This window comes from Paraburkholderia caledonica (genome assembly GCF_000383275.1).
Classification (GTDB): Bacteria; Pseudomonadota; Gammaproteobacteria; order Burkholderiales; family Burkholderiaceae; genus Paraburkholderia; species Paraburkholderia caledonica.
Genome location: NZ_KB911049.1, coordinates 106,702 through 130,621 on the forward strand (window position 1 = coordinate 106,702; position 23,920 = coordinate 130,621).

The 23,920-nt window shown below is 61.0% G+C and carries 23 protein-coding genes; 10 read left to right on the forward strand and 13 right to left on the reverse strand.

Features of this window, described 5'->3' with window-relative positions; all coding sequences use genetic code 11:
- Positions 1–46 precede the first annotated feature (46 nt).
- From H281_RS0130655 to H281_RS0130665, 3 genes are all read right to left on the reverse strand, one after another.
- Positions 47–916 carry a class II aldolase/adducin family protein gene (locus tag H281_RS0130655; RefSeq protein ID WP_020070949.1) on the reverse strand — a complete coding sequence of 290 codons (870 nt, stop codon included), beginning with the start codon at positions 914–916 and terminating at the stop codon, positions 47–49.
- Between the two features lie 115 nt (positions 917–1,031).
- On the reverse strand, positions 1,032–1,940 hold the full coding sequence (locus tag H281_RS0130660; RefSeq protein ID WP_020070950.1) for a LysR family transcriptional regulator: 909 nt from the start codon (positions 1,938–1,940) through the stop codon (positions 1,032–1,034).
- Between the two features lie 173 nt (positions 1,941–2,113).
- The gene (locus H281_RS0130665) at positions 2,114–2,530 is read right to left on the reverse strand and encodes a cupredoxin domain-containing protein (protein ID WP_020070951.1); all 417 of its coding nucleotides are present in this window, start codon (positions 2,528–2,530) and stop codon (positions 2,114–2,116) included.
- Between the two features lie 291 nt (positions 2,531–2,821).
- Between H281_RS0130665 and H281_RS0130670 the strand changes: the two genes are divergently transcribed.
- Complete coding sequence (locus tag H281_RS0130670; RefSeq protein WP_020070952.1) at positions 2,822–3,883, forward strand: YncE family protein; 1,062 nt, start codon at positions 2,822–2,824, stop codon at positions 3,881–3,883.
- A 266-nt stretch (positions 3,884–4,149) separates the two neighbouring features.
- On the opposite strand, the gene H281_RS0130675 is transcribed toward H281_RS0130670, so the two are convergent.
- Positions 4,150–5,838 (reverse strand): alkaline phosphatase family protein, encoded by a 1,689-nt coding sequence (locus H281_RS0130675; protein WP_027805088.1) that lies wholly within the window; start codon positions 5,836–5,838, stop codon positions 4,150–4,152.
- A gap of 412 nt (positions 5,839–6,250) precedes the next feature.
- Here H281_RS0130675 and H281_RS0130680 point away from each other — a divergent pair, with 412 nt between their 5' ends.
- Positions 6,251–6,853, forward strand: coding sequence for a phosphatase PAP2 family protein (locus H281_RS0130680; protein WP_020070954.1), 603 nt, complete (start codon positions 6,251–6,253; stop codon positions 6,851–6,853).
- Between the two features lie 114 nt (positions 6,854–6,967).
- Here H281_RS0130680 and H281_RS0130685 read toward each other — a convergent pair whose 3' ends face one another.
- The 6 genes from H281_RS0130685 to H281_RS0130710 all read right to left on the reverse strand — a co-directional run bounded on the left by H281_RS0130685 (position 6,968) and on the right by H281_RS0130710 (position 13,514).
- Entirely contained in the window at positions 6,968–7,711 is a 744-nt protein-coding gene (locus H281_RS0130685) for a YoaK family protein (RefSeq protein WP_020070955.1), read from the reverse strand.
- 205 nt (positions 7,712–7,916) lie between these two features.
- Positions 7,917–8,231, reverse strand: coding sequence for an EthD family reductase (locus H281_RS0130690; RefSeq protein WP_020070956.1), 315 nt, complete (start codon positions 8,229–8,231; stop codon positions 7,917–7,919).
- A gap of 162 nt (positions 8,232–8,393) precedes the next feature.
- Positions 8,394–8,885, reverse strand: a complete 492-nt coding sequence (locus H281_RS0130695; protein ID WP_020070957.1) for a (2Fe-2S)-binding protein — start codon at positions 8,883–8,885, stop codon at positions 8,394–8,396.
- A complete protein-coding gene (locus H281_RS0130700) occupies positions 8,882–9,742 on the reverse strand; it encodes an FAD binding domain-containing protein (protein ID WP_020070958.1) in 861 nt (286 codons plus the stop codon). The genes H281_RS0130695 and H281_RS0130700 overlap by 4 nt, the downstream gene beginning before the upstream one ends.
- Complete coding sequence (locus tag H281_RS0130705; protein ID WP_020070959.1) at positions 9,739–12,126, reverse strand: xanthine dehydrogenase family protein molybdopterin-binding subunit; 2,388 nt, start codon at positions 12,124–12,126, stop codon at positions 9,739–9,741. Before H281_RS0130705 ends, H281_RS0130700 begins: the two co-directional genes overlap by 4 nt.
- Before the next feature lie 50 nt (positions 12,127–12,176).
- Positions 12,177–13,514, reverse strand: a complete 1,338-nt coding sequence (locus H281_RS0130710; RefSeq protein WP_020070960.1) for an MFS transporter — start codon at positions 13,512–13,514, stop codon at positions 12,177–12,179.
- A gap of 363 nt (positions 13,515–13,877) precedes the next feature.
- On the opposite strand from H281_RS0130710, the gene H281_RS0130715 reads away from it, so the two are divergent.
- The 4 genes from H281_RS0130715 (at position 13,878) to H281_RS0130730 (ending at position 16,991) form a co-directional block, all read left to right on the forward strand.
- On the forward strand, positions 13,878–14,642 hold the full coding sequence (locus H281_RS0130715; RefSeq protein WP_006047399.1) for an enoyl-CoA hydratase/isomerase family protein: 765 nt from the start codon (positions 13,878–13,880) through the stop codon (positions 14,640–14,642).
- 51 nt (positions 14,643–14,693) lie between these two features.
- Positions 14,694–15,605 (forward strand): SMP-30/gluconolactonase/LRE family protein, encoded by a 912-nt coding sequence (locus H281_RS0130720; RefSeq protein WP_020070961.1) that lies wholly within the window; start codon positions 14,694–14,696, stop codon positions 15,603–15,605.
- Between the two features lie 88 nt (positions 15,606–15,693).
- Positions 15,694–16,518 (forward strand): TetR/AcrR family transcriptional regulator, encoded by an 825-nt coding sequence (locus H281_RS0130725; RefSeq protein ID WP_020070962.1) that lies wholly within the window; start codon positions 15,694–15,696, stop codon positions 16,516–16,518.
- 29 nt (positions 16,519–16,547) lie between these two features.
- Positions 16,548–16,991: a VOC family protein gene (locus H281_RS0130730; protein WP_020070963.1), complete on the forward strand. Its 444-nt coding sequence runs from the start codon at positions 16,548–16,550 to the stop codon at positions 16,989–16,991.
- A 126-nt stretch (positions 16,992–17,117) separates the two neighbouring features.
- Here H281_RS0130730 and H281_RS0130735 read toward each other — a convergent pair whose 3' ends face one another.
- Entirely contained in the window at positions 17,118–17,987 is an 870-nt protein-coding gene (locus tag H281_RS0130735; protein WP_020070964.1) for a LysR family transcriptional regulator, read from the reverse strand.
- Positions 17,988–18,139: 152 nt separating this feature from the next.
- On the opposite strand from H281_RS0130735, the gene H281_RS0130740 reads away from it, so the two are divergent.
- The 3 genes from H281_RS0130740 to H281_RS0130750 all read left to right on the forward strand — a co-directional run bounded on the left by H281_RS0130740 (position 18,140) and on the right by H281_RS0130750 (position 20,805).
- Positions 18,140–19,558, forward strand: coding sequence for an MFS transporter (locus H281_RS0130740; RefSeq protein ID WP_020070965.1), 1,419 nt, complete (start codon positions 18,140–18,142; stop codon positions 19,556–19,558).
- A 46-nt stretch (positions 19,559–19,604) separates the two neighbouring features.
- Positions 19,605–20,357: an SDR family oxidoreductase gene (locus H281_RS0130745; RefSeq protein ID WP_020070966.1), complete on the forward strand. Its 753-nt coding sequence runs from the start codon at positions 19,605–19,607 to the stop codon at positions 20,355–20,357.
- 145 nt (positions 20,358–20,502) lie between these two features.
- The gene (locus H281_RS0130750) at positions 20,503–20,805 is read left to right on the forward strand and encodes an EthD family reductase (protein ID WP_020070967.1); all 303 of its coding nucleotides are present in this window, start codon (positions 20,503–20,505) and stop codon (positions 20,803–20,805) included.
- 45 nt (positions 20,806–20,850) lie between these two features.
- On the opposite strand, the gene H281_RS0130755 is transcribed toward H281_RS0130750, so the two are convergent.
- Positions 20,851–21,573: a TMEM175 family protein gene (locus H281_RS0130755; protein WP_241077928.1), complete on the reverse strand. Its 723-nt coding sequence runs from the start codon at positions 21,571–21,573 to the stop codon at positions 20,851–20,853.
- A gap of 445 nt (positions 21,574–22,018) precedes the next feature.
- The gene (locus H281_RS0130760; RefSeq protein WP_020070969.1) at positions 22,019–22,654 is read right to left on the reverse strand and encodes a TetR/AcrR family transcriptional regulator; all 636 of its coding nucleotides are present in this window, start codon (positions 22,652–22,654) and stop codon (positions 22,019–22,021) included.
- Positions 22,655–22,926: 272 nt separating this feature from the next.
- Between H281_RS0130760 and H281_RS0130765 the strand changes: the two genes are divergently transcribed.
- Positions 22,927–23,820, forward strand: a complete 894-nt coding sequence (locus H281_RS0130765) for an NAD(P)/FAD-dependent oxidoreductase (protein ID WP_020070970.1) — start codon at positions 22,927–22,929, stop codon at positions 23,818–23,820.
- The last annotated feature ends 100 nt before the right edge of the window (positions 23,821–23,920 follow it).

Sequence of the window (23,920 nt, forward strand, 5' to 3'; positions counted from 1 at the left end):
CGCGCCGGTGCGGTCTGTTGTGTATGTGACGGCCTATGTTGGCCGTTCAGTCGAACATGTCCGGGCTGGTCTGCGCGAGCTGGTCATAAATCGGCTGGAAATGCAGCCAGCCGATGTATTCGCTGCCGACGTGTTCACGGCTGTAGCGCGAACTGTGCTCCGGCACCATGACGGGCTTGATGCCGGTCGCCTCCACCAGTAACTGCTGCTGACAGCAGCGCTCCAGCGCGATGAACCAGAACGCGGCGGCTTCGATGCTGTGGCGGCTGACTGTCAGCAAGCCGTGATTCTGGTGAATGGCTGCCTTGACGTTCTTGAAATAGTCGGCAACCGACAGCCCGGCCTCCTCCTCCACCGCGACCGCGCCGGCCTCGTCCTTTATCACGACATGGTCCTCATAGAAGGCCGCCGCGTCCTGCGTAATGGGGTCGAGCGGCCGTCCGAGCGCCGCGAACGCAGTGCCGTAGACCGTGTGCGCATGGCACATCGCAACAATGTCGGGATTGGCTTCATGCACCGCTGCGTGCAGCACGAAGCCGGCGCGGTTGAGTGCGTACTTGCCTTCCACGACCTTGCCCGTATGGTCAGCGAGAATCAGGTTGGAAAGTTTCACCTGGGAGAAATGCACGGCCATCGGATTGGTCCAGTACAACTCCGGAAACTCAGGATCGCGCACGGTGAGGTGGCCGGCGAAACCATAGTCGAGCTTATGCAGCGCAAAAGCGCGGCATGCGGCGACGAGGCGTTCCTTGCGGTGCTGGCGTTCCTGCGCGAACGACGAAAAGTCGGGCAGCTCGGGAAACTTCAGCCCTGCCTGCTTCGGGCGATAAATGGAATTGTTCGAGGGATGCGAAATCGTGCGGCGCAGTTCGGCCTGCTGCGCGCTGATATCGATTTTTCCAGTGCCGGTGCTCATGCTGTCTCCTGTCGTAGCGGTGATCGTGTGTCGCTAACGATAAGGAAAGACCGGCCGCCGATCTAGGCGTGGCGGACAATAGGATTTATTACGCCGCCATATAAATCCCCGGCGCCTATGGCTTCTGCCAGGGCGGCTCGCGGAAGACGTCGACGAAGTAGTCGATAAAAGCGCGAATGCGCGGCACCAGTTGGCGCTCGGGCAGATAGACGACATGGATCGCGGTGTCGTCCTTCGCCTGGTACTCCGGGAGGAGCGGCACCAGATCCCCTCGGCGGATCGCGGGCAATGCAAGGTGTTCGGCGAGGCGCATGATGCCGACGCCGGCCACGCAGAGCTGAAAAAGCGTGGTGCCGTCGGTGCTGCGGAAACTGCCCTGTACCGCGACCCGTTCGAGCCTGCCGTTGATCATGAATGGCCACAGGTTGAGATGCTCGCGCGGCGACTCCCATGTCAGGCAGGCGTGCCTCGCCAGGCCGAGCGGAGTCACAGGTGTGCCGTGTGCGGCAAGATAGCCCGGAGACGCCACGACGATGCGCTGGAGATCGCAAAGCTTTCGGCTGCGCAAAGAGGAATCCTGCAGCCGGCCCATGCGGACTGCGACGTCGAAGTTGTCCTCGATCAGGTTGACGTTGGAGTCCGACAGGGAAAAATGCACGCATACCTTTGGGTAGGACGACAGAAAACCTGGCAGCGCGGCCACCAGTTGATCCATGCCGAACGCGTGAGGCGCGCTGACGCGCAGGTTGCCGCTCGGCTCGCTGGACCGGACCTGCGCTTCCGCTTCCTCCAGGCTTTCGAGAATGTCGTTGCAAGACAGCAGAAAGCGCTCGCCCTCATGGGTCAGCCGTTGCGTGCGCGTTGAACGATGCAGCAACTGCACGCCGAGCCTTCGCTCCAGAGCGTTGACGCTTTGGCTGACGAACGGTTGGCTCACTCCCAACATATTTGCCGCAGCGGTGAAGCCCCCGGCCTCCACGACCGCCTTGAAGACACGCATCTCCAGCAATCTTTCATCTTTCATCTGTCGGATCCGTGTGCGGCAGTGGGCTCTCTGCAGTTTACCCGGATTGGCATCGATTCCTTCCGTGCCTGCCTGCTCCGCTCGTTCCGTAACGCTGATGTCCACATCACCGCCTTTGATGCCAGACCGTCTTTGCAGTCATGGCGGATGTCACGCCGCTTGTGGCCCGAACCTCAGCGCGCAACAACGAACGATGTGTGCATGCCCATCTCATAGTGTCCCGGCCGGTTGCAAATCAGCACATAGCGTCCCGGCGCAAGTTTTAATGACAAGCGCTTGGTCGAACCGTGCGCAAGATCCTCCACCTCGCCCATCTTCCTGAACCGGCTCTCCGTGACCAGGCCTTTATGGACCGGCAGATGCGCGTCGTCCAGGTCTGTCCTCAGCACCACGAACTCATGTTCGGTATTGCCGTTCGCTGCGTTGTTCACCTCGAACGTGATGCGCCCGGCCTTCGCTGTGCCGGGATCGAGTTGAATCATGTTGTCCGAGAGTTTGACGTGGATCGTTTGGTCCGCATGACTGCTCAGCGGCACAACGCCGAGCGCAAGCGCCGCCAGGACAAAAACGGTATGGCTTCTGTCGTTCATGATGTTTCTCCGCGAAAGGGCCGCGCTGCCGCGAGACTCGTCGAACCACGGTGCCGGGTTCTCCGGCCCCGAAGGCTAGCCACGGCGCAAGCAGACTTGCACGCGTTGCGCGCGTGAATTCATCGCGGATGAGGACCGTGCTCGCCAATGCAGGCGAACCTCCGTAATAGAACGTGAGCGGGCTTGGAAATATTCCGTCCGATTCGCGTGCGCTGTGCTGAAAATTGCCTATGCTCTCCCGGTACTGGTACTCGCCGCATTTCGTCATGCCAGGTCCGGCGGAGATTCGTCATGAAAGACCGTATTCTCTCGAATCGTCGCTGCATTGCGAAGCTGCTCGGCGTTCTTTCGATGATCGGACTTGCTGCAATGGCCATCCATGACAGCACGGCCGCTGCGGAGACTCCACTCACGGCCGACCTACCGTTGACCCACCTCGCCGACATCCCGCTGCCAGGTCGCGCCACCCGGCTCGATTACGAAAGCTACGATCCTGATCGACATCTGCTGTTCATCGCGCACCTTGGCGACAGCGAAGTAATCGTTTTCGACACGCAACACTCACGCGTTGTCGCCCGAATTGGCAACATCGCCGCCGTTCATGGCGTCCTGGTAGTACGTGAACAGTCGCGCGTGTACGCGTCCGCGACCGGCACGAACGAAGTTGTTGCCATCGACGAGACCACCCTGAAAATCACTGCACGCATGCCGGGAGGCGTCTATCCGGACGGAATGGCCTATGCACCGGACACCCGGAAACTTTATGTATCGGACGAGACAGGTGGGACTGAAACCGTAATCGATACCCAGTCCAATCGCCGCATCAAGGCGATCCCGTTGGGCGGCGAAGTCGGCAACACCCAGTACGATCCAGTGTCCCGTCATATCTTCGTCAATGTCCAGTCACGAGGACAACTCGTCGAGATCGATCCAACGACTGACGCAATCGTCGCGCGGATCGATCTGCCGGGCGCGCGAGGCAATCACGGCCTCTATATCGTTTCGCAGCCACACCTCGCGTTCGTCGCGTGCGAAGGCAACGACAGACTGCTGACGCTGAACCTGCTCACCAGGCAGGTCGTCCAGTCATTCGACGTTGGCGCCGATCCCGACGTGATTGCATTCGATCCCGGTGCGGGCACGCTTTATATCGCCGGCGAGGCAGGCATCGTGTCGATGTTTGCCGTTGGGTCTTCAACGGTGTCGAAAATCGGCGAAGGCCGCATCGGACCCAACGCGCATGTGGTTGCTGTCGATCCATCAACGCATCGTGCCTATTTCCCGCTGAAGAACGTCGACGGACGTCCGGTGCTGCGCGTCATGGCGCCGCGGTCGACACTGCCGTCTCCGTGAAACGATACCCGCCCCGATGAGTTATAGATTTGAACGTAAGAAGTCCACGACCTCATGGTCGATCTGGCGATGCACCTCCGCGCGATCAACCCCGGGCGCATCCTGACAGATCAGTGCCGCATTGGCCGCAACCGAGGCCGGAGTGAACGGACCCGCACCGCTGCGAGACCAATCGCCAACGGCGCGCTGGCGATTACATGTTGTTCGGGATCGCTATTATTCCCGACCGCTGCGGACGCCGCGAGCGGCGTCCGCAGCAGAACCGTCTAGAACCTTCGCGCGTCGAAACCCGGCAACGGCTGCGTGCCCTCCATTACCACTGCATTGAGCAGCTTCGGATCGAGCCCGAGCAAGCGCAGAATGGTCGGCGCGACCTGCGTTGTCTGCACGCGCTCACTGACCTCCCGGCCTGCACCCGGCGCGCCAGGCATGTAGACGACAAGGCCCAGGTGGCTGTCATCCGGCGCATTGCCTCCGTGCTCCTCGTCCTTCTTCGTGCTCGTCGTGTAGATGACGCCGGGGTTCGGCTGAACGATGATGTCCGGGGTTCGACCGCCCGCTGGATCGCCAAAGCGCGCAGCGAGCGGACGGCCGTACAGAATATATGCCTGCGGGCCGTCCGCGCAGATCCCTGGCGCATTGCAACTCAGGTTGTCCTTGAGCGTCTTGACGGCGGCGGCGAGCTGACTCTGATCGCGCAGCCATACGAGCCCGACGTCGTCGGTCTGTATGAAGCCCGTACCTGTGAGTCCGGTCCCGTCGTTGAGGTTGCCGCTTTTGGTGCTCGCCTGTCCAATGTTGCCGTCCGGATCGAAATAGTTGCTCGATTCAAGGAGCTTCGACAGCGTGTCGCCGTTTTTCACGAGCTTCGAGTGATCCGTGGGCGACTGGCCATGCTTGGATGTGACGATGATCGCGGTGGACTGATAGAGCCCGCGCTGCTTCAATTCGGTCACCATTCGACCGAGGGATGCGTCGATGTACGCGATGGCCGCCGCAACTTGCGGGCCGGGCGTGAAGCTCGCGTCCAGATAGCCACCACCCTTCGCCACCGGCGCCTTCTGTGCAACGCTCAGCGTTTGGAAGTTCGTGCCGAGTACCGCAGGCACACTGGCCGCTGCATCGCCCTTCGATGTCTTGCTGTCGATCTGATTGATGATTGCCGCGACGTGAAAGTCGTCAAATTTCTCGGTATGGCTGTAGACGTCCGTGTAGTCGGTGCCGGTCGCGGGGTCGATCGAATTGATCTCGGTTCGCATGAGATCGTCGACACCGTGCCCGGATGGGCCGTTCAGCCAGTCGTAGCCCCATGCATGCTTGTCCGCCCAGGCCGTGCGCGCACCTGGAAGGTTTTGTTTGACGACTTCGAAGACCGTGTTGGTCTTCACATAATCGTGCGGATAAACGGGCTTGCAGACGCCACCGATTTTTGCGTGAGGGATAGCCTGTGGATTGAATCCGCCACCGCCATCGAGATGCGTCAGTGCGCCGCCATTCTCGGCGTCAATGCCGGTGGTCTCGTCGAATACGACGTTCCAGCCTTGCGGACCACTGCACGTCGAATCCGAAGGCGCGTATAGCGTTCTGTCGTATGACACGTCGTAGAAAAGCCCTGCGCTCTTAGGCGACCCACCGGTAACTAGTGCGGCGAGCCCCGGAAAAGAGTCCGACAAACCCGGCGTATGAGCGTCCGTATAAGTGGTGCCGGCCTTTGCAAGAAGCGCAATGTTGGGACACGAGTTAGAAGCGATGCATCGCGCTACGTCTTGTTCGTGCAAACCGTCGAAACTGATGAGAAGCACATGTTCGACCTCATTGTGCCTGCGGTGATCGCCGTCTTGCCCGCGATGATGGTCCTCGGCGGGAGATGCATTCGCTGCGCAAGATACTGCCAGCGTCAGGGCTACAGTGGAGAACACGTTTTGCAACGGCCATTGCGGTCTTCTTCGGTTCATGTCTCGTCCTTATTGATGGGTAACAGAACAACCTGCCGGACCATCAATGTGCAATGTGTTTGCGTCGAGTCCGTGAACGTTGACTTACAACTAGCTGTATTTTGCCCGGTTGCACAAGAATTAATTGCGTGCGAGCGTTAGGTTTGCTTAAGGTTTTCTTAAGGATGTCTCTGATCGACCGTTGGCAACCTGTCGATACCGTGTTCGACGCAGTTGATTTGGTACCGAAATTCCAAATGACTCGAGATCGCGCTTTTCCCGTAGGAGGCCGAATCATCAACTCGTTTAATGTGATGAAGCACGCGGCCGGACACCGGGTCTCGCCGGACGACGAAACTGTACTGGTGGCGCCCTAAGCTTCCCATAAGATTTGGCGGCTAAGATCGACTAATTTTCACTGCGATCTAGACCGATGAATGCACTGGAAGCGCTGAACCGCGCACTCTTTCTGTCGATCAACGCGACACCGTCGGCGCCCGCCTGGATCATCGACGTAGCCCGCTTTATCGCCGATGACGTGATCTATCTCGTGCCGCTTTTTCTCGCCGCGTTGTGGCTCTCGGGCGGCGAACGTCGACGCGCCGCCGCAGTGCGAGTGTGTTGCGCGGTTCTGCTGGCGCTCGGCATCAATCAGCTGATCGGTCTTGGGTGGATGCATCCGCGGCCGTTCATGATCGGCTTGGGCCATACCTTTATCGAGCACGCGCCAGATTCATCGTTTCCGAGCGACCACGTGACCGTGTTGGCAAGCGGGACCCTGACCTTGCTGCTCGCCGGCGAGCGCCGCTACGGTTTGTCGATGTTGCTCGCGGGTCTGGCCGTGGCATGGGCGCGCGTGTTTGTAGGAGTGCATTTTCCGCTGGACATGGCAGGCGCTGTCGCCGTTGCATGCATAGCCTATGCGCTGGTTGCTCCGCTATGGAAGATGTCTGGCGCTGCACTGACTCGCGGTCTCATAGCGGTGTATAGAAAGCTGCTGGCATGGCCTATCGGGCGTGGCTGGCTTTCGTCGTGATGGCGTGGCGGCGGATTGGTCGATTGGCGAAGTCCGCATGAACTTACCGCTGATCTGCGTCCGCTTCGCGTGCGAATGCAGAAACCTGTCAAGCCATGCAGCCTGGCGTTTCGCCTAACCTCGATAACCACGCACATCGTCGACGATGGGGACAACGGCGAGAGTAACGAGGACGATTGCAAGGGGAACGGTCGACGCAAATCCCAGGTGTCTAAAGCCTACTGCGCCAGTAAGTCCACCTACCAGGAACGACAGTAACAGCGATCCGAGAAGCTTTAGTTTCTGCCGATCTCCGCAGACCAGGTTGCCGGGCATTGCCCCGACATTCCAATAGAACAGCTTACCAAGCTCGATGCCAATATCGGTCACGAGACCAGTAACGTGTGTCGTCCGGATTTCCGCCTTTGAAACCTTCGTGATCATAGCGTTCTGCAGTCCCATCACGTAACAGAGAAGGCAGACGGTAGCCGGCACGAAGAGCACGTGGTGCGATTCGAGGTTCGAGCCGAGAACACCGAAGATCAGAAGCAGCGACGCCTCGAGCATCAACGGCATCGCGTATTGGCTCTGCAAGCGCCTGCGTCGCCCCCAGTTGATCAGGATCGCTGACGTGGCCGCGCCGACCAGGAAGGACAGCAAGGAACTCAATCCCGCCACAGCCACATTCATGTCGCCAAGCGCGACGTTATCGGCAAGCGACGACACAATGCCGGACATGTGTGACGTGTACTGACCCACAGCAAGGAATCCGCCAGCGTTGGCTGCTCCCGCGACGAACGCGAGCGATCGCCCGAGGCGACGATTCGCGACGTCGCTGCGCTCAGGCGCCGTGAAACCGCGAAGGTAATTGATGGGCATGCGGATCAGTTCGGTATCGGGGGGCGGTTCACAAAGGTTGCACACGAGTGAGCTTGTCGATCCTAACATGAGACGACGCTGCTTCAGCCTGCGTTTCAGATGAACCGTGTTAGCCAACGCGCGTGTCTGGCGTCGCCTGGACTGCGATGAACCATCCGAGGAAAGAAGTGAGCGCTGCGTCCGAACTCGCTTAGCAGGTGCCTCTTTATAGCGCCGTCGCGCGCAGGCGGCGCGGCGCAATATCCGTGAAGCGTGTCACGTCGGCCATCACGGCGGGCGCTTCAGGCGACGTAAAAGCCGCATCGACCGATGCTTCGTCACGAAACCTGCATTCGCAGATCGCAAGTGTTCCGGCGTGCTGCTCGGCGGGGAAAAAGGCCGCGACCCCGACAAGGCCGTAGCGTGACCAGTGATGCATCACAAGGGGCAAATGACGGTCGACGTAATACGCGCGATCGAAGCGCGCACCGGCCTTGCCTTCGTAGGTGACATAGATCGTGACGTTGGCATCTCTCGACATGCTGTTCTCCATTGACTAAGGCGTGAAAGCTGGTATCGATCGGATGCATCGCACCGGTGATGTCGCGCGCGGGCGCCGATGCCAGATTCAGGCGCGTCTCGCGGCTTCACCGTTTATCGCGGCGGACCGATCGGCATCGTGATAAAGAACGCGAGCACGCTGCTAGCCTGGGTTGTCGGCCGCGGCGCACGTCTTGTCGCCGTGCGCCGCGCGATGGATCGCGTTGACGATGCTCTCGTAGCCGGTGCACCGGCACAGATTGCCGCTGATCGCGTGACGTATCTCTTCGTGACTCGGCGACGAGTTATGCCTCAGGAGGTCCGCCGCCGCGATCAGCATGCCGCTCGTGCAGAATCCGCACTGAAACCCGTTCTCCGCAATGAACGCCTCCTGCAGCGCCTCGATTCCGCTGAGGCCTTCGATCGTCCGCACGTCGTTTCCAGATATCGACGCCGCAAGCACAAGACAGGACTTCCTCACCTCGCCGTCGAGCAACACCGTGCACGCGCCGCAATCGCCGGTCAGGCATCCGATGCGCGTGCCTTTCGCATCGAGTGCATCGCGGATGAGTTCGACGAGCAACAGTCGCGAGTCCACTCGTTCAGACCGCGGCTCGCCATTGAGCGTGAGCCGCACCTCGATCGTTCCTTTCATGTCTTCGTTCCCGTGAGCAGGATGCGTAAATGCCGTTTCACGACGCCAGGCACAACGGCGCGCCGATAGTCCGCGTCCGCGAGTTCATCGCTCCAGCCTTCGCCGACAAGATCTTGCGCACTCGTTGCCGCATGCTCGATAAACGCATCGGGCGCGAGCAAAACCTGTTCGTCGATCGCGAAGCGGCGACACGCCGGCCGTCGGCCGGCCGCGCCGACTGCAAGCCGCACACTGATCTGCTCGCCCCGATGCAGGGAGCACGCAACGGTCACGATGGGCCACGAACTCGCACTCGCCTTGTACTTCTGATACTCACAGGCTACGAGCGTCGCGTCGCGCGGCACGCGTACGCCAATGAGAAACTCGTCTGCGCGGCGCGCGGTGCAAAAGGCGTCGATAAAAAACTCTCGCGCAGCGACATGACGCACGCCCTGCGACGAGCGCAATTCGAACTCTGCCTCGAGCGCCGCGAGACATCCCGGTGCGTCGGACGAAGGATTCGCGTAGCTTGCTGCCCCACCGAGCGTGCCCTGATTGACGATCGATGCACCACCGGTGACCTGCGCGGCCATCGCCGCAAGCAGCGGCGCCTGGCGCGCCACGAGCGGTGAAGCGAGCAATTGCGCATAGGTCGTCATCGCGCCGATGTGCAGATGCGTATCGTCGAGCGCGATTTCATCCAGGCGGAGCGCACCGAGACTGATGACATGTCCGGGACACACGAGATTCGCCGACATCGACGGCACCAGCATCGTGCCGCCGCCGAGCACCGAGGCATCCTCGCGAAAGGCGGCTAGCAAGGCAGCCGCTTCGTCGAGGTCCCTCGGTTGGTGAAAATCGAAGTAATGGCCGATCACGCGCGTCGCTCCTCGAGGGACGCCATCACGCGCGCCGGCGTCGCCGGCACGTGCGTCAGGCGCGCGTCGTCACCGAGTGCATTCGCCACGGCATTGGTCACCGCTGACAGCGCACCGCCTAGCCCCGATTCGCCCGCGCCCTTCATGCCGAGCGGATGAAACGGATTCAGCGTCACGCGATGTCCGACGCGAATGGACGGAAGATCGTTAGCGCGAGGTAGTAAATAACTTTTGAAGCGATCGGTAATCATGCGTTGATGTTCATCGAACTTAATCAGTTCCCACAGCGCGGCACCGATGCCCATCACGACCGCCCCTCTAAGTTGCGCTTCGACGAGCGCCGGATTGACCATTGCGCCGCAGTCGTGCACCACGGCATAGTCGAGCAGCCTGCTATTGCCAGTCGCCATGTCGAGTTCTAGCGCCGCGGCATGCACGGAATATGAGAATGTCGGGTATGTGGCGATGCGGCCTTGCACATCCGGTTCCACGCGCACATTCTGCGGCGCGAAGCTGCGCGTCACTTCGAGCGGCAGCGTCACGCCGGCTGCCACGGTGAATGGCCGCAGATGCGCCCCGAGCGCGAGTTCGGCCACCGCGATCCTCGTCCCGTTCGACTCGCGCCACGCATGACCGTCGCGCAGTGAAATGTCTTCGGGCGTACCGCCGAGCAGGTTGGCGGCGCACTGACAGAGCCGTGCGCGCAACTCCTGTGCGGCGAGATACGCGGCAGTCCCGCCGTACATCAGCGCACGGCTGCTCGCGTTGCCGGTGCCGAGCGGCGTCACGTCCGTGTCCCCTTCGATCACGCTGACCTGGTCCGCGCGCAGGCCGAGTTCACCGGCGACCATCTGCGCAATGCCGGTATCGCTGCCGCTGCCCGGGGACGTCACGCCCGTCAGCACCTGCACGTCGCCCGACGGCATCATGCGAACGGTGGACGTCTCGTATCCATTTGGGAAGTTACCGGGCCGCGCGCCGCCTTCCGGCGTCAGTTCGAACGCAATGCCAATACCGATGCGACGCTCGCTGGTACGCGCCGCGCTTGCGCGCTCCTGCCATTGCTCGTAATCGAACATCGTCAGCAACTGCTCAAGGCCGCCCGGATAGTCGCCGCTATCCACGTTCAGCCCGGACGGCAGCAAACGCGGCAAGGCTTCCCGTGCGACCAGATTGCGACGGCGCAATTCGACTGGATCCATGCCAGTTTGCCGTGCCAGCCGATCGATCGCATGTTCCAGCACGAGGTTGCCGATCTCTTTGCCGTAACCGCGTATGGCTTGCCAGGGCGGTCGATTGGTGATCGCGAGAGAGCACTCGACGTCGCAGTGCTCAATCGTGTAGACGGTCGGAAACACGGCCGGCGTGACGAGCGCCATCGCCCAGCTATGACCGGCGCCGATAATGCCGACATCCACCATGATGCGGTCACGCCAGCCGATGAGCCTGCCTTGCTCATCCGCCGCGATCTCATAGCTGTGATGCTGCGAACGCGCACCGGCGAGCAGTGTTTCGCGCCGTTCCTCGACCCAGGCGACCGGGCGTTTCGTGATCCGGCTGAACAGCGCGACCAGCACTTCTTCGGGATGCCCAGCCATCTTCAGCCCGAACGTACCGCCGATGCGCGGCGCGATCACTCTGACCTGCGACTCCTTCACACGCAACGCCACTGCAATCAGCCAGCGGCTCGTATGAGGGTTCTGGAACGTGCCGGTCAACGTGTAACGCTCGCCGCGCGCGTCCCACTGGGCGACGTAGCACAGCGTTTCCATTGGTGCACTGGTCGACGGGCCGACCGTCAGTTCCCCTCGTGCGATGTGCGCCGCACGCTCGAATGCAGCATCGGCGTCCCCCGAACGAATGCGGTCGCGCACGAACAGGTTCGTATCCCAGCCGGGCTGAACCACCGGCGCACCTTCGCGCAGGGCGTCGCGCGCGTTCGCGGTTGCCGGTTGCACCTCGTATTCGACGCGAATCTTCGCGAGCGCGGCTTGCGCGTCGTGCACCGACGTCGCCACGAGCGCCGCGACCGGTTGGCCGAAGTACGTCGCGTGCTCGAGTGCAAGGCAACGACTTTGTAAAGGCCCGCGTGCGCCTTGTGCGGGGAGGTCCATGGCCGGCGGCATTGCATCGCTCATGCGCGCTGCGTCTTCTCCCGTGAGGCCCGCGACGACACCCGGCATGGCGAGCGCACCGGAGAGGTCGATCGAGACGATCGTCGCACACGCGTGAACGCTGCGCAGGATGGCAAGATGGAGCGCACCTTCGGGAATGAGATCGGCACTGTAATCGACGCGCCCCGAAACGAAGCGCGCTGCGTCCAGACGCGCCACGCTCTCCCCGAGCAGGCTGCCCGGCGACGCGTCCTTGAAAGTCTGTTCCATGTTTGTCGCGCGACGGCCCGATTGCCCGGACCTCGCCGTTCGTTGGTTGCTCATCGGCTCGTCTGGTGTCCCACGCGCACGCAGAGCATCGCGCATGCGCCGAGCGCCAGCAGTGTCGTCATCAGAAAAAGTCCGATGTTGAGTGTGCCGCTCAGCGTCTTGAGCCAGCCCATCGCGAACGGACTGGCGAAACCGCCGAGCAGACCGAGGCTGTTGACGAATGCGATCGCCGGAGCAGCGACGGGCGACCCGGCGAAATAGTCGGACGCGAGCGACCACAGCAGCGGAATCGTGACGAACACCGTGGTCGATGCGATCGTCAGGAGCACGATGGTCGCAGTCAGATCATGCGCCAGAAGCGGTAGCAGTGAAAGTGCGGTCGCGCCCGCCAGGGCCGCCAGTGCGCCGTGCCAGCGACGTTCGAGAAGCCTGTCCGAGTTGCGGCAGATCAGCACCATGCCGATCGTGGCGATGCCGTACGGAATGGCCGAGAGCCAGCCAATGCGCTCCACGCTCGTCGCGCCTGCGCTCTTCAGTACCGTCGGCACCCAGAAGCTCAGCGCGTAGGTGCCGCAAATAAAGGTGAAATAGGCGAAGCTGATCACGTACACCTTCGGGTCGGCGATGACCTGCCGCAACTGCCCGGCGTGTTCCGCGCCGGCTTCGCGGCCGTCGTCGCGCAATGCGTGGCGCAAGGTGTCGCGCTCCGGTTCGGTGAGCCATTTTGCTCGCTCGATGTCGTCCGAAAGGGTGAACCAGGTCACGATGCCAAGCAGCACCGCCGGCGCCGCTTCCACGATATAGAGCCACTGCCAGCCCGCCAGACCCGCAACGCCCGCGAGCCGCGACATCGCCCAACCCGACACCGGGCCGCCGATCATCCCCGCGATCGGAAATCCGGTCATGAAGAGACCGAGAATCTGCCCGCGACGGTTGCGCGGGAACCATTGACTCAGGAAGTAGACGACGCCGGGAAAAAAGCCCGCCTCGAACACGCCGAGCAGAAAGCGCAGTACGTAGAACGCGGTCGGGCTCGATACGGTCGCCATTGCGCAGCCGGTGAGACCCCATAGAACCATGATGCGTGTGATGGTCTTACGTGCGCCGATGCGTTGCAGAAGCAGATTGCTCGGCACTTCGAACAGAAAGTAGCCGATGAAGAATATTCCCGCGCCTAGTCCGTACACGGCATCGCTGAAGCCGAGCGCGTCCTGCATCTGCAGCTTCGCGAAGCCGACGTTGATGCGGTCCAGATACGCAATCACATAGCAGACGATCAGAAGCGGCACGAGCCGCATCGCGACTTTGAGGTAAAGCGCGTGCTGCGTGTCTTCCGGGGCCGTCACCTGAGCGGGGGCGTGTACATCGAGAGCGATTTTGCGCGACATGATGACCCTCTCAATGAAGTGAAATGGAACGGCACGTGAATGACGGAAAGCGTTTCATGAGGCTGTCTCCTTGAGCCTGTCGGCGCGCAGATGGTCCGGCGGCGTCTGCTCTTTTTTGGGGGGCGCGCCCGAAGGCGGCGGAACGTTCGCGCCGAAAACTGATCGATCGAACAGTCAGCACAGTAGCCGACGAGCCGAGTTCCGGTCAACCCGAAACACGGACGATTTCGCCGGGGACTTTCCCTTGTTGACTGATCGATCAGTCAGGATTAGTATCGGCAGCTGAACACCTCGCCTCGCGAACAGCGACCCGTTTGCGACAGGCGTCAGAGGGATTTTCAACCTTCATCAGAGGAAAGAGCCGTGAGCACCTTCAACGAGTACTCAGACAAATTCGAGACCATCCGCATGACACGTACCGATGGCGTACTGGAGATGCACTTCCACACGCACGGCGAGCCACTGGTATGGAATCTGACGGCCCATCGCGAGTTCGAGCAGGCTTTTCTCGATGTAGGACGAGATCGGGACAACGAGGTCGTGATCATGACCGGCACGGGCGATGCCTTCAGCGGACCGGCCATTGCGCCCGGCATGCATCAGAACCGCAATTCGATGACGCCCACGGTCTACGATCCGATCTACTGGGAAGCGAAGCATCTGCTCATCAACCTGCTCAACATCGAGGCGCCGGTGATCAGCGTCATCAACGGCCCGGCCGTGCGGCATGCGGAGATCCCGCTGCTTGGAGACATCGTGCTCGCATCCGACACCGCGACGATCCAGGACACCGCACACTTCCAGGGAGGCATGGTGCCGGGCGACGGCATGCATCTGATCATGCCGCTGCTGATGGGTCGCGCGCGCGGCCATTACTTTCTTCTGACAGGTCAGAGCATTCCCGCAAGCGCGGCGCTTGAAATGGGATTAGTGAACGAAGTGCTGCCGTCGGCCGAGCTTTTGCCGCGCGCCCGCGAACTCGCCAGGCTGATGCTCAAGCAGCCGCGTCTCGTGCGACGCTATACACGCACCTGCCTGAACCAGGAACTGAAAGCACGACTGCACGACGTGCTCGGATACGGACTCGCGCTGGAAGGCATCGCCCGCATGAGAGAAGTGGCCGCCTGAGCGGGACCCGATTCTTCCTGTCTGCATCACTTCACAAATCAAGGAGGCAGCATGACTGTCAGCAGTATTACCAGACCGATCGATATGGTAGGTTCGGTCATCGATGTGGTCGATTCCACGCCCGATGTGCTCGGCGAGTCGATCATCTGGGATGAGAAAACGCAACTTCTCTGGTGGGTGGATGGGATCGGTCAATCGATCCATCGCCTCGACATTTCAAGCGGCGCCAAGAAGAGCTGGCCGATGCAGGAAGAGATCGGCAGCATCGGCCTGCGCGCCAAAGGCGGCCTGATCGTAGGCATGCGCTCGGGCTTCTACTTCTTCTCGCCCGAAACCGGTGAGCTGACCGAAGTTGCGCGTCCCGATGCCGAACGTCCGAAGAACCGTTTCAATGACGGCAAATGCGACAGGCACGGCCGCTACTGGTCGGGCACCGTGGAAGCGGCCGCCTACACCCCACGCGGACGTTTGTTCCGGCTGGATCCCGATCTGAAGCCGAAACTCATCATGGAAGGCATCACGTGCATCAACGGGCTGAGCTTTAGCCCGGATAACCGCCTGATGTACATGACCGACTCGTTCAGTTGCCAAATTGACGTGTTCGACTACGACTCCGTCGACGGCGCCATCTATAACCGCCGCAAGTTCGCCGAAGTTCCGCTCGGACGTGGTATCTGCGACGGCTCGACCGTCGATGCCGACGGGTGCTTCTGGAGCGCGAACATGGACGGCTGGTGCGTCACGCGCTACGACCCGCGCGGACGAATCGACATGGTCATCAATCTCCCGGTGCGGCGCGTGAGCAGCCTGTGCTTCGGCGGTCCCGATCTCGACACCCTCTTTATCACTACGGCGCGCCGGCGCATGAGCGAGAAGGAACTCGCGCAGCAACCGCTCGCGGGCAATGTGCTCGCAGTACGTCCCGGCGTGAAAGGACTGCCCGAACCGGAATTTCTTGGGTAACGGCGCGCGCTGCCCGGTATATCGCATCGTATGAGGATCGCGATATACTGACTGATCGATCGAATAGTACGGTGAAGGAGTCGCCTGGATGAAGACAGAACGCGAAAAGAAAGCGTCGGCACGCACGGGCAACAGTGCTCAGGAACAAGAGCACGCGCCGGGCACCCGCCTCTCCGCGATCCTGAATGCGGCCGAACGGGTGTTCGGTGAGCACGGCTACGCCGGCGCGAGCATGCGGAACATCGCAGAGGAAGCGGGCGTCGCGCAGGCGCTCGTGCATTATCACTACGCGACCAAGGACAAGCTCTACGAGGCCGTGTTCGAGCGACGGTCGTCGGCGATCAATCAGCACCGTGGCAAGCTGCTCGACGCCCTGTTCGCGAGCGAAAGCACCGCGACCGTCGAAGACGTGCTGACGATCGCCTTCACCCCGCTGTCGGAAATTTTTCATGGCGAGGATGCGGTAAATCTCGCGCTTTACGTGCAACTCGTCGCGTCCGTCAGTCTCGGTAGCGACGAGCGTTCACGGCGCATTCGCGAAACCTACTATGACCCGATCGCGGAGCGATTCATCGACGCCCTGCATACGGTCTTGCCTGGCATTGCACGCGAGCAGGCGGTGTGGGCGTATCTGTTTTCGGTGGGAGCGCGGCAGCAGGCCCATGCACTAAATGGCCGGGCGATGCGCCTAGGCGCACGGGACCGCGCGAGGAAATCGACGGCGCACTATTCCGACCTCGTGCGCTTCGCGGCGGCGGGCATACGTGAGCTGGTGCGCAACGAATCGGGCACGAACGCACGATCGAAGGAGCCCGAAGGCCGCGTCGCAAAGCTCTCGAGTGGTCGAACGAAGAAATCGCAAACCAGCACCGTCGCGAACACACCGACTCGTAGCGTGCGCGGTCGCGAGTGACGCGACGCGCCACCTGTGGAGAAATATGAATGACTGACCTGAGCAAATCGGAGTTGCCGACGCAGCAGTTGATTGAATTCGATAACGTCGCTGTCTCGGTGACTGACATCAATCGATCCGCAGACTGGTACGGGCGCCTCTTCGGGTTTCGTCGAGGATACTCGACCTACATCGAACCACTCGAGGCCGATTTCCAGATTCTCGAAAGAGACGACATGCGGCTCGAACTTCTTTCGCGTGCAACGACCGTTCGCAATCCCGACGCGAATATTGTGCCGGGGCCGCACATCGACCTGACCGGGGCGAAGGCGATCGTTTTTCGCACATCGAGCCTCGAAGCCGTCACATCTCACCTCGAGAATGAAGGCGCGGTCTTCGAATGGAAACTCAAGCCTCTCTCTGCAGACGGCTTACGGTCGACGATGGTTCGAGACCCCGACGGTACGATCATCAACATCCTGCAGTACCCGTAGTTATTCACCTACGAGCTCATTGGCCCAAATGCGGGCGTACTCGCGCGTCGACGCGTTCAGCCGACTCGGCAACAAATAATCGGCGGGCTTGAGCCAGCTATCAGTGCAGCATCGTGATCGGTTTACTCACTGTGCTGCAGTTATGGAATCCGACAGCATCGTCTCGGCGATATCCAGCATCGCGCGCAAGCGATCCATGTGTCGCAGGTCCTGATGATAGCCAACCCACAAATCCCGCATGGGAGGTTGATCGGGCGTGTCGATGCGATGCAATCCGGAGATTGCATCGCCAAGTGGCCTTGGCAGCACCGCGATACCTACCCCTCTCAGGCACATCTGTGCCTGGACCGTTCGATTTGTGCTTGTGAAGGCTCGTCGTGAAAGCGGAAACCTTTCCAGCACCCAACTGACGTCGGGAAAGTGCGACTGCGCGGTATTCATGAGAATGAGCCCTACGGATGCCGGATCGTCCTGCAACGCCTGTGCGGTTGCCGCCGACGCATAGAGACCGTATGGAATCCGCATTAGACGGCGCTGAACAATATCCGGCTCGCTGAACGGCACGATGCGAAAGGCTACGTCCGCCTCACGACGGGAGAGATCGAGTAGTCGATAGCTTGCAATCACTTCCGGCACGACAGCAGGATGACGGCGCGTCAACTCGGCCAGGACGGGAGCCAGTACATAGCCGGCAAACCAGTCCGCCGATGAGATCCGCAGGATGCCTTCGAGGCGCTGGTTGTTGCCGCTCAGACGCCTTTCCATGGACAGCGCGGCATCCTCCATGGATTCTGCCAGCGCGAGCACGGTGTCCCCGGCGTCCGTGAGCACGAGTCCGTCCTTTGTCCGACGAAAAAGCGGCTGCTTCGCTTCGTCCTCAAGCACCTTGATTCGCCGACCCACTGTCGGATGGCTCACATCCAGCATCCGGGCGGACTCGCCGAAGGACCCGCTGCGAGCTACTGCCAGGAAGATGCGAACGTCGTTCCATTCCATGCCCGATCTCCGTACAAAATTGCACGGCAAATATACATGGACGTCAGTATTCGAACAATGTTGTTCGGAGCACTATACGGCTCGATAAACGGATGTCCCCGCGAACCGACTGCGCGCCAATCCCAAGCCAGTCTGATCTGGAACCTCAAGATATGAATACCGAAGCCCGGCAGGTTGTTACCACTGGGACAGCAGCCTCCGACTCCCGGCGCTGGCTCGCCCTGGCCGTGCTGTTGACCGGCACGCTGCTGCCACCTTTGGACTTCTTCATCGTCAACGTGGCGCTACCTACCATACGCACAGGCCTGCAAGCATCTTCAGATGTCTCGCAGCTGGTCATCTCGGTGTACGCCGCGGCCTATGCCGTCACCCTGATCCTGGGCGGTCGCCTCGGTGATCTTTATGGCCGGAAGCGCGTATTCATCGCTGGCATGCTCGGCTTTGGGGTCGCTTCGGCGTGGTGTGGCCTGGCACCTTCGTCGGACATGCTTGTCGTCGGCCGACTGCTGCAAGGGATATCCGCAGCGATCATGGCACCGCAATCATTGGCCTCGATACACGCCATCTTCCCGGAAAGAGAAAAGAATCGCGCGTTGAGTCTATACGGCGCTACGTTCGGCCTGGCCTCTGTGGGCGGTCAGCTGCTGGGGGGAATGCTGGTTTCCGCCAGTCCGTGGGGACTGGGGTGGCGCAGCGTATTTTTGATCAACCTGCCGATCATCACCGTTGCCGTTCCAGCTGCAACGATGCTGCTGCGTGAAAGCCGAGCCGAGCGTTCGCCTCGCCTGGACGTGCCAGGGGCGTTGCTGCTGGCGGTTGGCTTGCTGGCGCTCGTGGTTCCGCTTATCGAAGGGCAAGAACACCACTGGCCGTGGTGGTGCATAGCGCCGCTGGTCCTGAGCATGCCATTGCTATGGGCCTTCTGGCAGTATGAAAAGGCACAGGAGCGCGCCGGCAGAACTCCTCTGGTTCTGCCCTCGCTTCTAGCCGTGCGCAAGTTGCGACAAAGCTTGGCGTCAACGTTCTTCTTCTACGCGCTCGCTGCGTTCTTCCTGGTGTTTGCCGTGTATGAACAGGCCAGCCTGCGCCACGACGCGTTGACGGCCGGCCTGGCCATCGTGCCGCTCGGCATCGGGTTCTTCCTCGGTCCACTGTGCAGCCCGTACATCGCCCGGCGTATAGGCACGCGCACTGCCGCGTTTGGCATGGTTCTGGAAGTGTTCGGTCTGATCATGGTCGCAGCGCTGGCTTTCGCCGGTGCGTCGTCCTGGCTTGCGTTGCCCCTGTTTTTGATTGGCGCCGGGCAAGGTATCGCCCTTCCTGCGCTAGTGCGCCTGAACGTAGACCATGTGGAAACACGTTGGGCGGGGCTCGCCTCGGGCCTGGTAAGCGCTACGTTGCAGATCAGCGCTGCAGTAAGCGTCGCCTTGTTCGGCGGTCTATTCATCGCGATCGCGCCTGATGGTGCAAGCGCTCAGGACGTGCAGCTGGGCTTTGCGGTGGCTTCATTGGCCATAGGCGCGTCACTGGCACTGGCAGCCGGACTAAGTTGGAGACTCCGGGAATCATGAAGAATCAAGATCGATACGAAATTATCCAAACATAGAAATTCTTGCCATGAACAGTTCCACCTTTCCTCTCGCCGGCAAGCGCGCGCTTGTGACCGGTGCAGCACGTGGCATCGGCGCGGCCATCGCACTGAAGCTGGCCGAAGACGGCGCCGACGTCGCGATCACCTATGAGAAATCGGCCGCAAAGGCCGAGGCGCTCGCCGCTGAAATCCGCGCCCTGAGCCGCACGGCCGTCGCCATCCAGGCCGACGCCGGCAGCCCGGACGCCACGCAGACCGCGGTCGAACAGGCCGTCGCCGACCTTGGCGGGTTGGACATCCTGGTGAACAACGCTGGTGTCCTCATCGCCGGCCCCTTCTCCGAGCAGTCGCTGGAGGAGATGAATCTGCAGTTGAACGTCAATGTGCGCGGCGTCTTCGTGGCGACCCAGGCTGCGTTGAAGCACCTCCCGAACGGCGGCCGCATCATCACTATCGGCAGCAACGCAGGCCTGTCTGTCCCGTTTCCTGGCATAGCCGTCTATTCGGCCACCAAATCGGCGATGGAGAGCTTCACCCGCGGTCTTGCGCGTGAAGTGGGCCCTCGTGACATCACCGTCAATCTGGTGCGCCCCGGCCCGATCGACACCGACATGAATCCCGCCGACGGCCCGCTCGCGCCTTCCATTCTTCCGAACCTGGGAATTGCCCGCTATGGCAAGACCTGGGAGGTTGCCGAGGCGGTCGCCTTCCTTGCCGGACCTGGTGCCGCTTATGTGACCGGTTCCGGCATTCTCGTCGATGGCGGCATCAGCGCCTGAGTGGATGTCCTGAGAGGAAAACTGACCCCCCGGGCGTTGCACCCACGGCAAATCCATCAGATCGACCAGCACGGCCCTCCCCCTACAACGATGGCGGGCCGGGCGAGGTTGCCCTTATGACGGTAATGGAGAGAGAGAAAGGCATATGACAAAGATGATCGTGGTCTGCACCGGCGACGCCAACACGAAGTTCGATCGGGATTACTATGCGAATGATCACTTCAACCTGGCGCGCTCATGCTGGGAAGAGTACGGGATGCAATCTGCGGAGGCGTTTTTTCCGTACGCTGAAGCCGATGGCTGGAAATCCATTGGCGTCTACACTTTTTCCTCGGAACAAGGCGTCCATGACGCGCTGGCGAGCGCTAAAACACGGCAAGTCATGGACGATGTGAAGAACTTCACCGACGCGCAAGTCGTGTTGCGCAGTCTGTTCACGGCGTTCTGAGCGGCATCGCAGCGTCAATGTTTTTGGATTCACCTCGCGCAATAGCTACTTGTTCAATTTCTCAGCCTCGCTCGGCTCCTCTCTGGGCTTGTAGCGCGGCGTGGGCTGCGGCAGCAGAAAGAAGGCGACGCACAGCAGTGCAATGGCGACTCCGATGCGCGACGCCGCGATGACGACGGGAATTGCAGCGATCTGGAGCAGCGTCGCAACGCCGTAGCGAAGTGTCATCTGCTGGAGGAAATCGGGCGCGAGCCGTTCGTCCATCAGCCGGCGGCCTGGCATTGCATAGAACCACTTCGCCATCCACGTGCAGGCGGTCAGGGCAAGACCGGCAACCAGGGTCACTGACGCGGCGGGCTCGAAACCCGTGCCGAGGTGGAAGCACCAGACGCGGATTGGATAAGGAATGACGACGATCGCCAGCAGGAACAGGAGGTTGATCACGCCGAACCAGTGATCACTCTTGGCGTAAATGCGACCCGAATAATGGTGTTGCAGCCAGTACGCCCCAATCACGACGTAGCAGAGAATGAGCGCGAGAAATTCGCGCCACTGCTCCGCCATGGCGCGTGCCAGGTCGCTGTAGCCATGCGTGCCCTCGGGAGATCCGGGGACCTTGATCTCGACGATCAGCAGGGTCAGCGCGATTGCGAAAACCGCGTCGCTGAATCCTTCGAAGCGGTCAAGTCCGCGCTCGGCACCATGCGTTTGCGCGTCGGCAGGTTGGTTTCGCCTATTACGTAACATCATGTGAGTCCTTTTGCGCAAGCCGGAGCTGCTCCTCCCGGCACAGCACGCACAATCCTCGTTGGACCGTCTGGATTACATCCTGCCATGGGAAGTTGCAGAGGAAGCGTTCGAATTGTCTGCGACCTAGTATGAGCGCTTTTGGCCGGTTGCCTAAGGTCACCATTCAAGCGCCGCGCGTCCCCATGCCATCTGGGCTAGAACTTCCGGACCCGAGCCGTTGCAGCTGGTCGAGCAGTCTCCGTTCTAAGGGTAGGTATCGGAGTGGAACGGTCATTCAGGGCCGTCGCCTGGAGGACAAATCATCGGCCTCTGCGGACGCTCAGATCGGTGATTTGGCGAGGAGGCTTACGCCTCGCAAGGATGACGTCTTTCGCCCACGAATTGCTCTCGAACCAATCAGCTTGTCGTTCAACGGATCGAAACAACTGCTGCGGGTTCTTCATCAAGCCACGATAGCGCACCTTCAGATGCCACCGTGCGCGGCTATGAACATGGCGACGGCCGACCGGCAATAGGATTCGATTTCGTTGTCGTCCGCTGCTCTCACCGGATCGAAGCGTGCGACCATCAGAAGATCGGATCCCTTGAAAAGCGCGGCAAACAAGCGGGCCGACCGGAGAGGATCGGGCACGTTCAGAAGCGCCTTCGCGTGCAATTGACGCAACAGGGCCTCGATCTGGGCGATGACATGTGCGGGGCCAGCTTCGTAATGGAGCTTGCTTAACGAGTTTTGATTCGTCTTGTCGGCCATGACCATGGCCTCGACACTGCGAACATCTGATCTCAACAGCGTGCGAAGCAGTGATGATCCTACCGCCATGAGCCGATCTTCGACCGAACCGTCGACGCCTTCAAGAAGGACCTGAGGTGCAAACAGTTGATGGCAGCCGGCCGCGATGGCCGCGCTGAACAGCGCTTCCTTGTTCTCGAAGTGCCGATAGATGCTGAGCTTGGATATCTTCGCCCGCTGGGCGACCTTGTCCAACGTCGTCGCTTGAAAACCCAATTCCACAAACAGTTCGCTCGCTGCGTCAACGATCGTTTGGGCAAGCGCCTCATTGGCGGGCCGGCCACGCCGGGCCTGTTTATTTTCGGTCACGACAATTCCAGTACTTGACAGTATCTCAATTATTTAATTACGATACCACGCAGTATCATGAATGCGCAAGCCAATGGGTGGCGTCCTCCGAAGAGGTTTTCCCAAAGGGCGCCCGGCGATATCGAAGCGGCAATGGCCCGCCGGTCCACAGTGATGGGCGACTTTCTCGTCGACGCCGAAGCCCTGCTCGCTGCCCATCTTGACCGCGGATCGCTGGACGATATTGCGCACCAGGCCCAGCCCCCTCCATCCACAACACGGAGCCCATCACCATGAATGACGTCATCATCATCGGCGGCAGCTTTGCCGGCCTCGCGGCCGCCCTGCAACTCGGCCGTGCCCGCCGCAACGTCACCGTTCTTGACACCGGCCGTCCGCGCAACCGCTTTGCTGGCCACTCCCATGGCCTCTTCGGCCACGATCACAAGCCGCCACTGGACATCCTGCTCGAGGCGCGGCAGCAACTTGCGCGCTATCCAACGATCAGGCTGGTCAATGCCCGTGCCGAGAGCGTGTCTGGCGCCATCGACGATTTCTGCGTGGTCACTGATGATAGCGAAAGGCTAGGGGCGCGCCGTTTGATCCTGAGCTATGGCGTCGCCGACCAGATGCCTGATGTTCCGGGCTTTGCCGAAAGCTGGGGCACGTCCATCGTGCCCTGCCCCTACTGCGATGGCTTTGAAGTCGCCGGCCAGCATTGGGGCCTCGTTTGGTCCGGCCCGCAGTCGCACCAGTCTGTCAGGCTGTTCCACGATTGGACCGACAAGTTGACTGTATTCTCCGATGGTCACGACATTCCATCCGATATCCAAGCCGATCTGGCGCGCCGCAAGATACCTATCGTCGATGGCCGGATCGTCGAGATCGCCCATCACGAGGGCCATATCGCCACCGTCAATCTCGATACAGGCCGCAATGTTGCGGTCGACGTCCTGTTCGCCCATCCGCGTAACAAGCCGTCCGCGATACTGCATGAATCACTAGGCCTCGCCACGTTGGATACGCCCCTCGGCATCGTTCTCAAGGTCGACGAGCGCCGCCAAACCAGCACGCCCGGCATCTACGCCGCCGGCGACCTCGCAACGCCCTTCTTGCCCTCGGTCACCCAGGCGTCATCGCAGGGCGCGATGGCGGGCATCTTCGCCCAGCAGTCGATGCTGGTTTGAGAGGAAGGTGCGCACCATGGTCCGCCAGGATGCCGGCCGGGCAGAATCGCTGAGAGCACTTGGTGCAGACCTCGCCAATCGCCGCCCACAATGTTGCGCG

What these genes read in the sequence shown, in the direction of transcription:
- H281_RS0130655 (WP_020070949.1), bottom strand. Translation starts at nt 916, where the DNA reads ATGAGCACCGGCACTGGAAAAATCGATATCAGCGCGCAGCAGGCCGAA.
- H281_RS0130660 (WP_020070950.1), bottom strand. Translation starts at nt 1,940, where the DNA reads ATGAAAGATGAAAGATTGCTGGAGATGCGTGTCTTCAAGGCGGTCGTG.
- H281_RS0130665 (WP_020070951.1), bottom strand. Translation starts at nt 2,530, where the DNA reads ATGAACGACAGAAGCCATACCGTTTTTGTCCTGGCGGCGCTTGCGCTC.
- H281_RS0130670 (WP_020070952.1), top strand. Translation starts at nt 2,822, where the DNA reads ATGAAAGACCGTATTCTCTCGAATCGTCGCTGCATTGCGAAGCTGCTC.
- H281_RS0130675 (WP_027805088.1), bottom strand. Translation starts at nt 5,838, where the DNA reads ATGAACCGAAGAAGACCGCAATGGCCGTTGCAAAACGTGTTCTCCACT.
- H281_RS0130680 (WP_020070954.1), top strand. Translation starts at nt 6,251, where the DNA reads ATGAATGCACTGGAAGCGCTGAACCGCGCACTCTTTCTGTCGATCAAC.
- H281_RS0130685 (WP_020070955.1), bottom strand. Translation starts at nt 7,711, where the DNA reads ATGCCCATCAATTACCTTCGCGGTTTCACGGCGCCTGAGCGCAGCGAC.
- H281_RS0130690 (WP_020070956.1), bottom strand. Translation starts at nt 8,231, where the DNA reads ATGTCGAGAGATGCCAACGTCACGATCTATGTCACCTACGAAGGCAAG.
- H281_RS0130695 (WP_020070957.1), bottom strand. Translation starts at nt 8,885, where the DNA reads ATGAAAGGAACGATCGAGGTGCGGCTCACGCTCAATGGCGAGCCGCGG.
- H281_RS0130705 (WP_020070959.1), bottom strand. Translation starts at nt 12,126, where the DNA reads ATGGAACAGACTTTCAAGGACGCGTCGCCGGGCAGCCTGCTCGGGGAG.
- H281_RS0130710 (WP_020070960.1), bottom strand. Translation starts at nt 13,514, where the DNA reads ATGTCGCGCAAAATCGCTCTCGATGTACACGCCCCCGCTCAGGTGACG.
- H281_RS0130720 (WP_020070961.1), top strand. Translation starts at nt 14,694, where the DNA reads ATGACTGTCAGCAGTATTACCAGACCGATCGATATGGTAGGTTCGGTC.
- H281_RS0130725 (WP_020070962.1), top strand. Translation starts at nt 15,694, where the DNA reads ATGAAGACAGAACGCGAAAAGAAAGCGTCGGCACGCACGGGCAACAGT.
- H281_RS0130730 (WP_020070963.1), top strand. Translation starts at nt 16,548, where the DNA reads ATGACTGACCTGAGCAAATCGGAGTTGCCGACGCAGCAGTTGATTGAA.
- H281_RS0130735 (WP_020070964.1), bottom strand. Translation starts at nt 17,987, where the DNA reads ATGGAATGGAACGACGTTCGCATCTTCCTGGCAGTAGCTCGCAGCGGG.
- H281_RS0130740 (WP_020070965.1), top strand. Translation starts at nt 18,140, where the DNA reads ATGAATACCGAAGCCCGGCAGGTTGTTACCACTGGGACAGCAGCCTCC.
- H281_RS0130745 (WP_020070966.1), top strand. Translation starts at nt 19,605, where the DNA reads ATGAACAGTTCCACCTTTCCTCTCGCCGGCAAGCGCGCGCTTGTGACC.
- H281_RS0130750 (WP_020070967.1), top strand. Translation starts at nt 20,503, where the DNA reads ATGACAAAGATGATCGTGGTCTGCACCGGCGACGCCAACACGAAGTTC.
- H281_RS0130765 (WP_020070970.1), top strand. Translation starts at nt 22,927, where the DNA reads ATGAATGACGTCATCATCATCGGCGGCAGCTTTGCCGGCCTCGCGGCC.